At 31.0% G+C, this 14319-nt stretch carries 17 protein-coding genes; 8 read left to right on the forward strand and 9 right to left on the reverse strand.

The window, feature by feature from the left end; genetic code table 11:
• Positions 1 to 93 precede the first annotated feature (93 nt).
• Entirely contained in the window at positions 94 to 978 is an 885-nt protein-coding gene (gene dapA, locus WPG_RS17040) for a 4-hydroxy-tetrahydrodipicolinate synthase (RefSeq protein WP_045474928.1), read from the reverse strand.
• Complete coding sequence (locus tag WPG_RS17045; protein ID WP_045474930.1) at positions 978 to 1496, reverse strand: DUF6913 domain-containing protein; 519 nt, start codon at positions 1494 to 1496, stop codon at positions 978 to 980. Before WPG_RS17045 ends, dapA begins: the two co-directional genes overlap by 1 nt.
• Before the next feature lie 71 nt (positions 1497 to 1567).
• On the opposite strand from WPG_RS17045, the gene WPG_RS17050 reads away from it, so the two are divergent.
• The 3 genes from WPG_RS17050 (at position 1568) to WPG_RS17060 (ending at position 3698) form a co-directional block, all read left to right on the forward strand.
• Positions 1568 to 2326: a 5'-nucleotidase C-terminal domain-containing protein gene (locus WPG_RS17050; RefSeq protein ID WP_045475763.1), complete on the forward strand. Its 759-nt coding sequence runs from the start codon at positions 1568 to 1570 to the stop codon at positions 2324 to 2326.
• Positions 2327 to 2330: 4 nt separating this feature from the next.
• The gene (locus WPG_RS17055; RefSeq protein WP_045475767.1) at positions 2331 to 3245 is read left to right on the forward strand and encodes a bifunctional metallophosphatase/5'-nucleotidase; all 915 of its coding nucleotides are present in this window, start codon (positions 2331 to 2333) and stop codon (positions 3243 to 3245) included.
• 87 nt (positions 3246 to 3332) lie between these two features.
• A complete protein-coding gene (locus WPG_RS17060; RefSeq protein ID WP_231850222.1) occupies positions 3333 to 3698 on the forward strand; it encodes a DoxX family protein in 366 nt (121 codons plus the stop codon).
• Here WPG_RS17060 and WPG_RS17065 read toward each other — a convergent pair.
• The 5 genes from WPG_RS17065 to WPG_RS17085 all read right to left on the reverse strand — a co-directional run bounded on the left by WPG_RS17065 (position 3687) and on the right by WPG_RS17085 (position 8456).
• The gene (locus WPG_RS17065) at positions 3687 to 4424 is read right to left on the reverse strand and encodes a hypothetical protein (RefSeq protein WP_045474935.1); all 738 of its coding nucleotides are present in this window, start codon (positions 4422 to 4424) and stop codon (positions 3687 to 3689) included. The genes WPG_RS17060 and WPG_RS17065 overlap by 12 nt on opposite strands.
• 99 nt (positions 4425 to 4523) lie before the next feature.
• On the reverse strand, positions 4524 to 6518 hold the full coding sequence (gene ligA, locus WPG_RS17070; RefSeq protein WP_045474937.1) for an NAD-dependent DNA ligase LigA: 1995 nt from the start codon (positions 6516 to 6518) through the stop codon (positions 4524 to 4526).
• A 2-nt stretch (positions 6519 to 6520) separates the two neighbouring features.
• On the reverse strand, positions 6521 to 7102 hold the full coding sequence (locus tag WPG_RS18290; protein WP_045474939.1) for a TIGR00730 family Rossman fold protein: 582 nt from the start codon (positions 7100 to 7102) through the stop codon (positions 6521 to 6523).
• Positions 7099 to 7962 carry a peptide chain release factor N(5)-glutamine methyltransferase gene (gene prmC / locus WPG_RS18295; protein WP_316929962.1) on the reverse strand — a complete coding sequence of 288 codons (864 nt, stop codon included), beginning with the start codon at positions 7960 to 7962 and terminating at the stop codon, positions 7099 to 7101. Before prmC ends, WPG_RS18290 begins: the two co-directional genes overlap by 4 nt.
• 2 nt (positions 7963 to 7964) lie before the next feature.
• Positions 7965 to 8456, reverse strand: a complete 492-nt coding sequence (locus WPG_RS17085) for a GNAT family N-acetyltransferase (RefSeq protein ID WP_045474945.1) — start codon at positions 8454 to 8456, stop codon at positions 7965 to 7967.
• Positions 8457 to 8516: 60 nt separating this feature from the next.
• Here WPG_RS17085 and WPG_RS17090 point away from each other — a divergent pair, with 60 nt between their 5' ends.
• From WPG_RS17090 to WPG_RS17105, 4 genes are read left to right on the forward strand one after another with little or no spacing between them, the layout of a single operon-like run.
• A complete protein-coding gene (locus WPG_RS17090; protein ID WP_045474946.1) occupies positions 8517 to 8975 on the forward strand; it encodes a hypothetical protein in 459 nt (152 codons plus the stop codon).
• Entirely contained in the window at positions 8976 to 9980 is a 1005-nt protein-coding gene (gene ribD, locus WPG_RS17095) for a bifunctional diaminohydroxyphosphoribosylaminopyrimidine deaminase/5-amino-6-(5-phosphoribosylamino)uracil reductase RibD (RefSeq protein ID WP_045474948.1), read from the forward strand.
• Positions 9973 to 10584, forward strand: a complete 612-nt coding sequence (locus tag WPG_RS17100) for an HAD-IA family hydrolase (RefSeq protein WP_045474950.1) — start codon at positions 9973 to 9975, stop codon at positions 10582 to 10584. The genes ribD and WPG_RS17100 overlap by 8 nt, the downstream gene beginning before the upstream one ends.
• A complete protein-coding gene (locus WPG_RS17105) occupies positions 10581 to 11429 on the forward strand; it encodes a membrane protein (RefSeq protein WP_045474952.1) in 849 nt (282 codons plus the stop codon). Before WPG_RS17100 ends, WPG_RS17105 begins: the two co-directional genes overlap by 4 nt.
• Before the next feature lie 23 nt (positions 11430 to 11452).
• On the opposite strand, the gene WPG_RS17110 is transcribed toward WPG_RS17105, so the two are convergent.
• Positions 11453 to 13045 (reverse strand): aryl-sulfate sulfotransferase, encoded by a 1593-nt coding sequence (locus WPG_RS17110; protein WP_045474955.1) that lies wholly within the window; start codon positions 13043 to 13045, stop codon positions 11453 to 11455.
• A gap of 151 nt (positions 13046 to 13196) precedes the next feature.
• Here WPG_RS17110 and WPG_RS17115 point away from each other — a divergent pair, with 151 nt between their 5' ends.
• Positions 13197 to 13805 carry an IMPACT family protein gene (locus tag WPG_RS17115; RefSeq protein ID WP_045474958.1) on the forward strand — a complete coding sequence of 203 codons (609 nt, stop codon included), beginning with the start codon at positions 13197 to 13199 and terminating at the stop codon, positions 13803 to 13805.
• Here the strand turns inward: WPG_RS17115 and WPG_RS17120 are convergent.
• Positions 13800 to 14207, reverse strand: coding sequence for an acyl-CoA thioesterase (locus tag WPG_RS17120; protein ID WP_045474960.1), 408 nt, complete (start codon positions 14205 to 14207; stop codon positions 13800 to 13802). The two genes, WPG_RS17115 and WPG_RS17120, sit on opposite strands and share 6 nt — an antisense overlap.
• Between the last annotated feature and the right edge of the window lie 112 nt (positions 14208 to 14319).

The raw sequence follows: 14319 nt of genomic DNA on the forward strand, positions 1-14319 counted from the left end.
TGCAAAAGTATGCATTATTAACGGATTTTAAAAACAAAAATTATATGCTAAAATAGCAGTTGTTTTAAGGGTTAACTCTAATTTAGTTTAAGTTTAACTTTTACCTAGAGTCTTTAACTCGCTTTTTATGATATTCTTCAGTTTATCAGTCGCCTCTACAAGTGGTAAACGAACGTGAGGTTTAGAAATATTTAAGCTTTCTAAAACAGCTTTAATACCTGAAGGATTATTTTCAGAAAATATCATTCCAGTTATAGGCATTAATTTAAAGTGAATATCATAAGCTTCCTTTGCTTTACCTGCAATACCTAAGCGAATCATTTCTGAAAACTCTTTAGGCAATGCTTGGCCAATTACAGATACAACTCCTGAGCCACCAGCTAATGTGACACCCAAAACTAAATCATCATCACCAGATAATACTAAGAAATCATCTGGTTTTGTTCTCAATAATTCTAAATATTGATGCACATTGTTTCCTGCTTCTTTAACCGCAATAATATTAGCAAAATCATTTGCTAACCGTAATGTTGTCTCTGGAGACATATTAGAAGAAGTTCTTCCAGGAACGTTGTATAAAATTATTGGTTTAGGAGCGACTTCAGCAACCGCTTTAAAATGCTGATAAATACCTTCTTGCGTAGGTTTACTATAATATGGTGATACAGACAATATACCATCTATATCAGAAAAATCTGTTACTCTAATTTCATTAACAACATTCGCTGTATTATTACCTCCAATACCTAGAACTAATGGTAATCTACCATTATTAACTTTCGAAATAAATTTGATTAACTGTTTCTTTTCATCAGCAGTTACTGTAACACTTTCTCCAGTAGTACCACTTATCACCAAGTAATCCGTACCATTTTCAATGTTATATTCAACCAATCGCTCTAATGCATCAAAATCGATGCTTAAATCTGCATTAAAAGGTGTAATTAAAGCTACACCTGTACCTATAAATTTGGTCATTATAATTTATTTAGAATGTTTAAATATTTCTTAAATTCTCTTTTAAATGTTTCTATCTCTTTAGGTAGGACATCTATTATCAAATCGTATAAACGCTCATCATTTCGTGATATACCCACTTTTAAATTAGCCATAGATGTAGCAGTTATTAATTTTAACGGTAAAACTTCATCTTTGTAATAACTAATTAAAACATCATAAGTTTCTTCTGTAAATAAAAGTAAATCTTTATGCTTTATAATTCCGTTCCAACCAAAATCTTTTGGAGAAACATAAGACTCCCATTGGCTACTGACAAACTTATCATCGTTTGTAAACGCAATAATTTTATGTTTTGGAGATGTTAAATTAAGGTCCTTAAAATATTGTCTAAATGCCTCAAAATCATTAAATTCATTTGCATTTAATAGTACCGCAATTGTCTTTACTTTATTACTATTAACAACCGCTTTGCGTGTAGTCAACAATTTGTTGACATATTTTTGATTTGATTTTTCTTTAAATGCCTTTAAAATCATTTACCTTTAGACTTTGTGCAAATTTAATAAAAGCACTCACATTTTATAGAAAACTATATATAAGTTATTCAATGATTACTAAACATATTTTAAAACTTCTTTTTTTATTTGTAATTTTTTCTTGTAGTACAACAAAAATTGTAAAAATTGAAGGTAAGCGATTAAATATTGATGAAGAGCTAACGACAAATCAGGATATTGAAAATTTTATAAAACCATACAGAGAAAAGGTGAATAGAGATTTAGATAGTGTCATTTCCTACGCACCAGAAACCTATTCAAAATCCGATGGAGAACTTAATACTGCAATAGGAAATTTAATGGCCGATGCTGTTTATAGTGAAGGCAATCCTTTATTTAAAAAACAAACAGATAATACCATTGATTTTGTATTATTAAACCATGGTGGAATTCGAGCTATAATTTCAAAAGGAGATGTTACATCAAGAACTGCATATGAGGTCATGCCATTTGAAAATTCAGTGGTGGTTGTAGCATTAAAGGGTATTCAAATTAATAAATTGTTCAAATATTTATCAAAAGCCAAGCGAGCTCACCCTTTGTCGAGCCAAGTTCAGTTATCATTAGATAGTGAATTTAAGATTATATCCGCTACTGTTAATGGACAACCCATAAATGAAGAGAAAATATATTATATAGCTACAAATGATTATCTATATAATGGTGGTGATCGAATGACCTTTTTTCATCCTAATGAAGGTATGCACGTTTTAAATTATAAAATAAGAAACGTACTCATTGATTATTTTAAAAAGACAGACACATTAAATCCAAAAATTGATAACCGTTTCACTAAACTTAATGATTAAGACTATGAAGAGAAGACAGTTTTTACAACAATCAACTTCAGCTGCAGCAATGGTAGGCTTAGGTGGCCTAAGTTTGCAGTCGTTTACCTCACCACAGACTAAAAAAATAACCATTCTACATACTAATGATGTACATAGTCATATAGATCCATTTGGACCAGATGATGGTAGAAATGCAAATAAAGGAGGTGTTGCAAGACGTGCAAGTTTAGTTGAATCTATTAGAAAGGAAAATCCAAATACCTTATTGTTAGATGCAGGTGATATTTTTCAAGGAACACCTTATTTTAATTATTATGGGGGTGAGATTGAGTTTAAGCTTATGAGCATGTTAAAATATGATTTGGCCACAATTGGTAATCACGATTTCGATAATGGTATAGATGGGCTTTATGCTCAGATACCTCATGCCAAATTCGATTTTGTTTCGGCCAATTACGATTTCTCTAAAACAGTAATGGATACGCATGTTGAGCCGTATAAAATATTTATAAAAGATGGTATTAAAATAGGCATATTCGGACTTGGTGTGCAGTTAGAAGGGCTAGTAGACAAAAACATGTACAAAGAAACCGTTTATAATAATCCTATCGAGATTGCTCAAGACATGTCGCGCGTATTAAAGGAAGAGAAGTCATGTGATTTAGTCATATGTTTATCACATATTGGATACTATTACAGGAAAAGTCCCGATCGTGTAAGTGATATAAATCTTGCTAAGGCTACAAAAGATATAGACCTTATTATTGGAGGTCATACACATACTTTTTTACCTAAACCCACAATAGAAAAAAATAGTGCTGGTAAAAATGTACTTATCAATCAGGTTGGTGCTTATGGGCTCTACCTCGGAAAGATTGACTTTTATTTTGAACCAGGAAAAAGTGTAAAAGCAGAAGGTGCATCTATCATTGTTTAGCTAATTATTGTTAGTAACTAAAATTGATACGTCTAAGATTTAAACTCAACTATAATTATTATAAAATCTAATAAAATTATTTTAGTCTTGCGTATTGCAGTTGCAATTATATTGATTCAGACACTTCGTTTTAAATTTACGGCTCATCCAGATAGTGTTTTTATTTTTGAAACCGTTGGTTTAGAACCATTTGGTAGAATTGGAATTGGCATCTTAGAACTTATAGCAGGTGTTTTACTTTTGATACCTAGAACTGTTTGGGCTGGCGCTTTGCTGACATTAGGGTTAATTGGTGGAGCAATAATGATGCATTTAACCCAGTTAGGAATTGAAGTAAAAGAAGATGGAGGTGTATTATTTTATACGGCAGTTGTAACTTTTATGTTAAGTGTCATAATTTTATATTCAAAAAGAAAAGATATTCCTATTATTGGCAATAAGCTAAACTTCTAATTGCTCATCTAAATAAGCGGGTTCTGGTCCAGAAAACTCTAATTGAGATTGTAAATAGAAGAATAAAAATGCAATAACCAAAAAGAAAGAGTAGATAAATCCTAAGTCATTGCTCTTTAATATGTAATAATATGCCAATTGAATTATTTCAGAAAATACTATACAAATAGAACCAACCAAAAATAACATTGATTTGTTATCATTTCTATACATGTAGTTTATTAATGCAAATGATAATAATGCCATTATAACAGCATTATATGCAAACTCTAATGCATATTCATAAATTGAAAGAACATTCTCAGCCGTAGCAGTTACTATAGTAACGCAGAATATATCTAGCAGTATTAATATTAATATTGGAATTGAAAGTTCAGAAAATACAGCTTTAATATTTAGAGGTTTGATTATTTTTAGTATAAGTAATATGTATGCACTTATATACAACAAATTAGCTCCATAATAGTAATAATCTATTTCCCCTTTTTGTATTTCAGGTCCATTGTAAGCAACATAACTTAATAAATGAGCAATTGTAAAAGTAACCAAAAACCAAAAGAAATATTTTGATTTGACTGTGGTCCATCTACAATATAAAACTGTGAGTAGAACAAGCATTAACGCACTTACAGCGGCCCCTTCAACTTCAAAGGCTAAACCTTGAAGTATAATGAAGACACCACCTAAAAGTAATAATACTACTTTTAAGATTTTATTTACTAACATTAATTAATCCCTTATTATTGAAACAAACATAAAATAATTTTACAATTAAACGATAAAAAAACATATTTAATCGATGAAATGTAATTTTTTGTAAGTTTTTTACATCAATAATTGTAAAAACGCTTGTTCAGTTAGGATAGATATTTCCAGATTTTCAGCTTTTGTTCGCTTACTGGGCCCCATTTTATCACCTGCAACTACATAACTAGTTTTAGATGAGATAGATGAAGAAACTTTCCCTCCATTATCTTCTATCATTTTTTTTAAATCATTACGAGATAAAGTTTCAAACACTCCTGAGACTACAAAAATTTGCCCTTTTAGCTTTTCGGTTTGATTTGCTAATTTGTCTGCAGAAATTTCTAATTGCACACCAAACCTCTTCAAGCGTTCAACTATATTTCGATTCTCTTCGGATGAGAAAAACTCAACAACGCTCTCAGCTATACGTTCACCTATTTCGTCAACAGTAACTAAATCTAAAATTGAAGCAAACATTAAAGCATCAATAGATTTATAATGCTTTGCAAGTTTCTTTGCAACAGTTTCCCCAACATAACGAATACCTAAAGCAAATAATACGCGTTCTAACGGAATCTCTTTAGAGGCCTCTACCCCATTAATTAAGTTTTCAGCGCTCTTCTCTGCCATACGCTCTAATGGAGTGACTTGATCAACAGTTAATTCATACAAATCAGAATAATCGTTTATTAAATCCTCTTTAACCAATAGCGCAACTGTTTCACCACCCAAACCTTCAATATCCATTGCTTTTCTAGATATATAATGCTGAATTCTTCCAATAACTTGAGGAGGGCATCCATTATAATTAGGACAATAATGTTTGGCTTCACCTTCAATACGTTTTAACTGTGTATTGCATTCTGGGCAATTATTAATATAAAGAGTTGGTTTAGAATATTCTGGTCGTTTTGTTAAATCAACTGCAATAATCTTTGGGATAATTTCACCTCCTTTTTCTACAAACACCTCATCACCTTCTCTAATATCTAATTTCTCTATCTGATCTGCATTATGCAAAGATGCTCGCTTCACAATAGTACCAGCCAATTGTACAGGCTCTAAATTAGCCACAGGCGTTATAGCTCCAGTACGACCTACTTGGTAAGTAATCTCATTAAGTTGAGTAGAAACTTGTTCTGCTTTAAATTTATAAGCCATAGCCCAACGTGGTGCTTTAGCAGTAAACCCTAATTCATCTTGTTGATATAGACTATTTACCTTCACTACGACACCATCAATTTCATAAGGCAAATTATGACGTTCTTTATCCCAATACTCTACAAACTTTAAAACTTCATCAATAGAACTTACCAATTTTGCCTCTTTTGGTACTTTAAATCCCCAAGCTCTAGCTTTTTCTAAACCTTCAAATTGAGTTGATATATTTAAATTATTACCTTTAATACTATATAGTAAACATTCTAAAGGTCGTTTAGCTACTTCAGCACTATCTTGCAATTTTAAACTTCCAGAAGCTGTGTTTCTTGGGTTTCTATAAGGCTCTTCATCATTTGCTATACGTTCTTCGTTCATTTTCAAGAAACCTTCAATTGGTAAAATGATTTCGCCTCTAATATCAAAACGCTCGGGATAATACCCTTTTAATTGTAATGGAACTGTATTAATAGTCTTTACATTCGCCGTAACCTGATCACCCTGAACTCCATCTCCTCTCGTGACAGCTCTTAACAATTTCCCGTTTTCATACGTAAGATTCATTGAGGCACCATCATACTTTAATTCGCAAGTATATTGAATCTCACCATCCACCATTTTTTTGATTCTAGTTTCCCAATCCAACAAGTCTTCTTTAGAATAAGAATTATCTAAAGAATACATTCTAAAGTCGTGAACAGTTGTTTTAAAATTCTTTGTTATTGCTCCTCCAACACGCTGTGTTGGTGAATTGACATCTAGAAACTCTGGATTTGCATCTTCTAAAGCTTGAAGTTCTTTTAATTTAATATCGAACTCATAATCACTAATTGTTGCATTATCTAAAATATAATAATTGTGATTATGTTGACGGAGTTCGTCTCTAAGAGAATTTATTTTTTCTTCAATACTCATATTTATAATCCTTCTTTATTCAACCATTTTGGTGCTGGCAATGGTTTATAGTTACTCATCTGCTCTAAAAGTCCTTCAATAGTTTGATCTATAACAACAGCATCTAAATTCTCTTGTTTCAAAAAACCGCGCTCAACCATCAATTTACATTGTGCGATTAAGGCATCATAATATCCATTAATATTTAAAATTCCGATTGGCTTAGTATGTAATCCCAATTGTCCCCAAGTTGTGATTTCGAAAAACTCATCCATAGTACCAAAACCTCCAGGAATGATTATAAAACCATTACTTTTTTCATACATTAAAATCTTACGATCATGCATGTTTTGTGTAATAATTAATTCTGTAAGTTCTTTATGTACAATCTCTTTTGTTTTTAAGAATACCGGAATAACACCAATAACATCTCCACCATCATCAATTGCACCTTCAGCAACCTTGCCCATAATTCCGATTTTAGCTGCTCCATATACTAATGTAATATTTCGTTTTGCAAATGTTTGTCCTAATTTATAAGCTTCGGAAATAATTTTCGCATCATTACCTTCACTACTTCCACAAAAAACAGATATACTTTTCATTTATTCTTTTTTCCTTTTAGCATTCTATCGTTGCCATTTAAATCTTTAAACAATTCTATATCAGCAAAATCTGCATCAACTAATAGTTGCTTGGTTTCTTCACCAAGATACTGGTTAATTTCAAAATATAACTCACCATTTTGTTTCAAATTGTTAACAGAAAAATTGGTTATAGTTTTATAAAATAATAATGGGTTTTTATTATCTACAAACAATGCTAAATGTGGCTCATTATCTAAGACATTAGGTTGTATTTCTACTTTTTCTAGATGCCTAACATATGGTGGATTGGACACTATAATGTCAAAATTCATATCCCAAGTAAATTCAACTAATATATCTGCTTCAATGAAAGTTAGTTCTACGTTATTTAGTTCTGCATTCATTTTAGCTACTTCTAATGCTTCTTTGCTTACATCTAAAGCATAAACTTCAGCATTAATTAGATTTTTGGCTAAACTAATGGCTATACAACCAGAACCTGTCCCTATATCTATAACTTTAATCTTTTTAGAATTTAGTTTTTGGTTTTTGATATTTTGAAGAACAAGAGCAACAAGTTCTTCTGTTTCTGGTCTTGGAATAAGTACGTTTTCATTCACCTTAAATGATAATCCGTAAAATTCTGTTTCGCCTAAAATATATTGTATAGGTATTTGTTTATTTAAATCTTCTAATGCATTAAAAAACGCGTCAGTTTCTGAGTTTGATAATGTGAATTCAGGCTCTAGAGTTAGTTGAAATCTTGGAACGTCTAAATAATGTTGTATACACAAGTAGAAGAAACTATCAACTTCATCTTTACCATAAATTGCATCTAATTCTTTGTGAAAAATATGTTTTAGGTCTAGCGCTTTCAATATTATAAATCTTTAAGCATCCATACGGTACAAGAGTAATGACCTGTATTTCCCATAGGTTTATCTATAAAATCAAAACCCACTTTCTTGTATATTTTCCTTGCATCATCCATATATGGCATTGTTTCTAAATAACACTTATCAAAACCAACTTGCTTTGCAAAGTCTAAACATTTAGTCATCATTTCGGTACCTAGGCCTATTCCTCTTGCTACTGGTAAAAAATACATTTTCTGTAATTCGCAAATATTACCTTCGTAATTATCTAATGGAGAAATTCCTGCTCCTCCAAGAATCTCATTTTCTGCTTCAACAACAAAATAAGACATATTAGAAGGTTTGTAAGTTTCAGTCATACAATCTAAAGCCTCATCTTCATAGGCTGTCCCAACTTTTGGTACTCCCATTTCTATTAAAACTGAGCGAATTACTTTCGCAATTTTAGGATTATCCTTAAGTTCAATTTCTCGAATAACAATAGTATCTTTACGCACTTTAATTATAATTTATTTATCGAATTTATTCGGTATGAAGATAACTATAATTCCTTTTTTATGCTTAAAAGAATAGTACTCATTTCGTTATTTTTTACACCAGTTTTCAACTGTACATTTACAGAGGAACCAAAATTCGTTGGACTTGAAAACATTAAAGTAGTTAATTCAACACTTCAATCGATAACACTTAGCGCTGATGCATTATTTATTAATCCAAATGATGTTGGTGGCACTCTTAAAACAGACGATTTAAAGGTATATATTAATGAGACTGAATTTGCTACTGTCGTTTCTGATATGTTTGATGTTCCTTCCAAAAAGAATTTTAAAATCCCACTTATTGTAGCTGTTCCAACTGACAGTATTATTGACAAAAAAAGTCTTGGCGGATTATTAGGTAGTTTAATCTCGCAAAAATTGAAAGTTCAATACAAAGGAGAAATTAAGTATAAAGTTATGAGTTATTCTTCTACTTATTCAGTTGACGAAACTCAAGAACTAAAAATTAAACTTTAATTGAGAAGCCATAAAACCTATATAAGACGGTGTATCCAAATTGCAAAAAAAGGCTTAGGAACCACCAGACCAAATCCTATGGTTGGTGCAGTTATAGTTTGCGATGATAAAATTATTGGAGAGGGTTTTACCAGTGCTTATGGAGGAAACCATGCAGAAGTTAACGCTATTAAATCTGTTGAAGACAAAACATTGCTATCTAAAAGCACTTTGTATGTGACGTTGGAACCTTGCAGTCATTTCGGGAAGACTCCACCATGCAGTGACCTCATTATTAAACACGAAATTCCTGAGGTAATCATTGGTTGTATAGATGATAATCCTGAAGTTGCTGGTAAAGGAGTTGCTAAGCTAAAAAGTTCAGGTTGTAAAGTGATTGTTGGAGTTCTTGAAGACGAATGTAAAGCACTCCACAAACGCTTTTTTACATTTCACAATAAAAAACGCCCCTATATTATTTTAAAATGGGCCGAAACTAACGATTCATTTATTGCACCCAAACATAAAGACGAGCAAAAACCTTTTTGGATTACAAATAAGCATTCTCGTCAATTAGCACACAAATGGCGTGCAGAAGAGCAAGCTATTTTAGTTGGTACTAATACAGTATTGGAGGATAACCCAAGCTTAACAGTTAGAGATTGGACAGGCAGTAATCCTATTAGAATTGTTTTAGATAAAGATTCAAAATTAAATTTAGGGTTTGATGTCTTTAATGATGCTGCTGAAACCATAAAAATTACAAAAAATGATATTGACTTTCAACAACCAATAGCACATCAGATTTGCACACTACTTTTTAATAGAAATATTAACTCAATAATCATAGAAGGTGGTTCTATAACACTTCAAACATTTATAGATGAAAATCTTTGGGATGAAGCTAGAATCTTTATTGGAAATACAAAATTTAAAGATGGCGTAAAGGCCCCAGACTTAAAAGGCGTACTAATTTTAGAAACTAAAATTGAAACTGATATTCTAAAAATTTACAAGCGTGATTAAAACATTAATATTCGATTTTGGAGATGTATTTATCAATTTAGATAAACAAGGCGCGATGAAAAATGCCTTAAATCTATTTGATATAGACACTTTTGAAGATGATATGATTTCTACTAATATTCAATATGAAATAGGTAGAATTTCGACTTCAGAATTTATCAACTTTTATAAGTCAAAATTTCCAAGCTTAAGTAAAACCGATATTATTGAAGCTTGGAATTTTATCATCAAAAATTTCCCTAAATATAGATTTGAGTTTATCAAAGACCTAGTAATTAAAGGAGACTATAAACTAATACTTCTCAGCAATACTAATGATATGCACATTGAATTTATAAAACAAAATGTGCCATTCTACGAGCAATTTAAAGATTGTTTTGATGTATTCTATCTATCTCAAGAAATTCATTTAAGAAAACCAAATAAAGATATTTTTGAATTTGTGTTAAAAGAAAACAATCTAACTGCTCAAGAATGCCTTTTTATTGATGATACAAAAGACAACACTGATACAGCATCAGAACTAGGCTTTAAGGTTTGGAATATAGATGAAACTAAAGATGATGTTGTTAACCTATTTAAAATTAAAAAAGAACTCTTTTGATTTATTTGTTACTTAGCGTACTTTCTTCAACTTGCATTTTTATACTTTTTAAATTTTTCGATAAATATAAGATTGACACTTTACAGGCTATTGTCATCAATTACTTTACAGCATTTACTTGTGGATTAATATTATATGATGGAAAAATTAGAGTTGAAATTATTTATGCAAATTGGTTTATTGCTGCCATAGGTTTAGGGTTTTTATTTATAACAATATTTAATATCATGGCACTTACAGCTCAAAAGAATGGACTTTCTGTGGTTTCTGTTGCTAGTAAGATGAGTGTTATTATTCCTATTCTATTTGGAATTTATATTTATAATGAAAGTGCTGGTTTTCAAAAAATCATAGGAATTGTATTAGCATTAGTCGCTGTATATCTTACCTCTGTAAAGCAAAAAGATGGTAGCTCATTATCAAAATCAATTTATTTACCTATTATTTTATTTATTGGTTCTGGTATAATCGATACTTCTGTAAACCATTTTGCTCCACAAAACCATATGCAATTATTTCTTGCCGTTATTTTTGGTATGGCCGGTTTTATTGGTATTGTCATTTTAAGTTATAAATCTATAATACTAAAGCATCACTTAAAATTAAAGAGTATTCCTTTTGGCCTTGCACTAGGTGTTGTTAATTACTGCTCAATGTATTTTCTATTAAAAGCATTACGTATAGAAGGGTTTGAAAGCTCTTCAATATTTACTCTCAATAATGTGTCTATAGTAGCAGTATCGTCGCTAATAGGACTATTCTTATTTAAAGAACAGATTTCTAAAAAAAATTGGGCAGGAATATTAATGGCCATTATTTCTATCATATTAGTAACACTTACATGACAGAAATAATGACTATTTATGCTTTAGTTTTTTACGATTTTTATCATTTCAGAATTCCCCTCAGTAGAAATTCTTATAAGATATAATCCGTTTTCTAAGTTTTCTAAATTAATAGATTGAGCATCTATTTTACTCAATACAATCTTTCCTGCAAGATCATAAACCTGTATGTGATCAATTTGATTATTGAAATTAAAGTTCACAATACCATCTGTTGGATTTGGGTAAACTTTTAAGTCATTAAAAAAAGCATCATCAACTGACAGTAAATTTGCACAATTTTGTGAAATAGAATTTACGTTTTCAATAATACCTGTGTTATTAAAAGTCACACCATTAAAGCCAACATAATCTTCAGGATATCTATGAGCTCTAAAAGATCCTGTACCTGTAGGTGTTTCGAATTGATTAAAAGTTGAATTAGCAGCTGTAGGTGCTATATAAACCCAAACCACATTACCAGATTCATCGACCTCAGTATATCTACCTCTACCTGTTTCGTTAATTAAAGCATTTCCATTAGCCATGATTTGAAGTCCGCATCTAGAGCTTCCCTCCATTACCTCACCTAGAATAGTGCCGTCATAAGACCAAAAATAATTTTCCGGTAAAAATTTACCCGAGCTTAAGCTATAAACTCCATTAGTATCATTTTGATCTATAATATGAATTGAGGATGCTGTTAAATCAGTACCATACCCATCGTTATTAAATACAGACATTTTACCTTGATTTGGACCATCTGTAATCCATTTTATATCGTGTTGTCTGCCCAGTTTTCTATCAGCTATAGTTCCTTGATCGTACACTTCAGGATTTCCCCATCTCCAAAGAAAATCACCTCCTTTTCCATAAATTCCACCAGAATGTGAAGCTGCTTGTGCAGTAGTAGTGCTATGATCTAAAACAAATACCTCTTTTAAATGTCTAGCTGATATAGCAATTTGATCTAAGTCTTCGTTATAGTCTATTGCGTTTGCGTGTATAGGATTAGTACCATGACCATCTTCATAATTCATATTTAATAATTGAGGATTGTCTGCAACAGTTCCGAAATTAGGTTTAGAACTATCGAAATCTTGTACTAAATGGTCAAATAATTTCCACTCCCATACTATATTAGCTGAGTTTGTACCAACTGGTTCAATTTCAACAAGTCGTTCTAGGACTAAATTATCTTCAGGATAAGAAGTATCCATACCTTCAGCAAACATTTCTACATCAGTATAAGGGTCTCTAACCAAAACTAAAAAATTGCCATTAGGTAAAGGCTCTATATCGTGGTGTATTCTAAAACCAAAGAATGCCATATAATCAAGACTCCACAATACATTATTGTCCCAATCTCTTATATCTACATTTAATCCACTACTTTGTAACAAGTTCCCATTTTCTAAGATATAAACTTGCCTGCCTATAAGACCTGAGAAATCCCATTGATTTATAACCTCACCACAGTTATTCATTAGAAAAACCCTATCATCATTTAAAGACGTAAATAGTGTATAACCTTCGGATTTGCTTGCATTAACATCATCGAAAACCAAACCAACTGTCTCTTGAGCCTTGGTAAGGTTAAACAATAATAGTAATACTAAAATTGTAATTTTTTTCATCGCTTTTTTTAACAAATATAATTAATAATGTTCTTTTTTTATGCCTTTAATAAATTTATTCAATGCATTGATTTATTAAATAAATGATTTTCAGGTTATGCCAAATTTATATTTTTGTCGAGATTTTTCCAATTACCTTTCCTTTTCGATTATGACTGAAAACGATTTATACAAAACTATTTTAAAACCAGCTCACGGAGACTTATTTAAAGACAAGAATAGTAAGTTTTATGGCTTTGCATTCCCTGTCATAAATGAAAGTGAAATTAAATCTCATTTAGAAGCCATAAAAAAAGAACATTATTCTGCCAGACATTGGTGTTATGCCTACCAAATTGGCACAGAAAAAATAAAGTATAGAGTGAATGATGATGGCGAGCCCAACAATTCTGCAGGCATGCCTATTTATGGTCAGATTCAATCTTATGATGTCACAAATATTCTTTTAGTTGTTATTCGATATTATGGAGGAGTAAAACTTGGTGTAGGTGGCTTAATTAATGCATACAGAACTGGAGCACAATTAGCCTTAGAATCAGCAGAAATAATAGAAAAAACAATAAACAAAGAATTCCAACTCAAATTTGAATATAAAAATATGAGCAAAGTGATGCGAATATTGAAAGAAAATCAGATAGAAATCATAAATCAGACGTTAGAACTTAATTGTTTGTTGGAAATATCTGTCAGAAAAGGTATCAGTTCTCATATCTCGAAGCTCTTCAATCAATTTTTCGGAGTTGAAATTCGTGAATTATAACGAATAATTTTGCAGTTTATCTAAAAGATATTTTGGACAACGTGTTGGGCGATTTCGTTTCATGTCTATAAATGCAAGAATAGTATTACCAGTTGCTAATAAAATATCAGATTCATTACGTAATTCATAACTAAATTCTATAGATGCTGTTGGCATCTTTTTTAGTGTAGTTTTTACTTTAAGCACATCGTCATAACGTGCTGAATTTTTGTAATTTATAGATAGTGAAATTACAGGTAACATAATCCCTTCTGCTTCCATACCGCTATAACTTAGCCCAAACTCCCGTAACCACTCAGTTCTACCAACTTCAAAATACACAGCGTAGTTGGCATGGTACACAACGCCCATCTGATCTGTCTCACCATAGCGCACTCTTATTTTTGTTTCATTAAAATTCATTTAATTGGGATTGTTTAGGAAAAAATTCGTAATTTTCACATGTTTTAAACATGAGGAAAAAATTCTAAATATTCAATATTAATAGATTTTTTTTAAAAAAATTTGTTCACAT

It is taken from the genome of Winogradskyella sp. PG-2, from assembly GCF_000828715.1.
GTDB lineage: Bacteria > Bacteroidota > Bacteroidia > Flavobacteriales > Flavobacteriaceae > Winogradskyella.

Coding starts and splice junctions, on each gene's coding strand:
- WPG_RS17120 (WP_045474960.1), bottom strand. CDS start 14,207: ATGAATTTTAATGAAACAAAAATAAGAGTGCGCTATGGTGAGACAGAT.
- WPG_RS17045 (WP_045474930.1), bottom strand. CDS start 1,496: ATGATTTTAAAGGCATTTAAAGAAAAATCAAATCAAAAATATGTCAAC.
- WPG_RS17065 (WP_045474935.1), bottom strand. CDS start 4,424: ATGTTAGTAAATAAAATCTTAAAAGTAGTATTATTACTTTTAGGTGGT.
- dapA (WP_045474928.1), bottom strand. CDS start 978: ATGACCAAATTTATAGGTACAGGTGTAGCTTTAATTACACCTTTTAAT.
- WPG_RS17090 (WP_045474946.1), top strand. CDS start 8,517: ATGCTTAAAAGAATAGTACTCATTTCGTTATTTTTTACACCAGTTTTC.
- ligA (WP_045474937.1), bottom strand. CDS start 6,518: ATGAGTATTGAAGAAAAAATAAATTCTCTTAGAGACGAACTCCGTCAA.
- WPG_RS17115 (WP_045474958.1), top strand. CDS start 13,197: ATGACTGAAAACGATTTATACAAAACTATTTTAAAACCAGCTCACGGA.
- WPG_RS17050 (WP_045475763.1), top strand. CDS start 1,568: ATGATTACTAAACATATTTTAAAACTTCTTTTTTTATTTGTAATTTTT.
- WPG_RS17110 (WP_045474955.1), bottom strand. CDS start 13,045: ATGAAAAAAATTACAATTTTAGTATTACTATTATTGTTTAACCTTACC.
- WPG_RS18290 (WP_045474939.1), bottom strand. CDS start 7,102: ATGAAAAGTATATCTGTTTTTTGTGGAAGTAGTGAAGGTAATGATGCG.
- WPG_RS17055 (WP_045475767.1), top strand. CDS start 2,331: ATGAAGAGAAGACAGTTTTTACAACAATCAACTTCAGCTGCAGCAATG.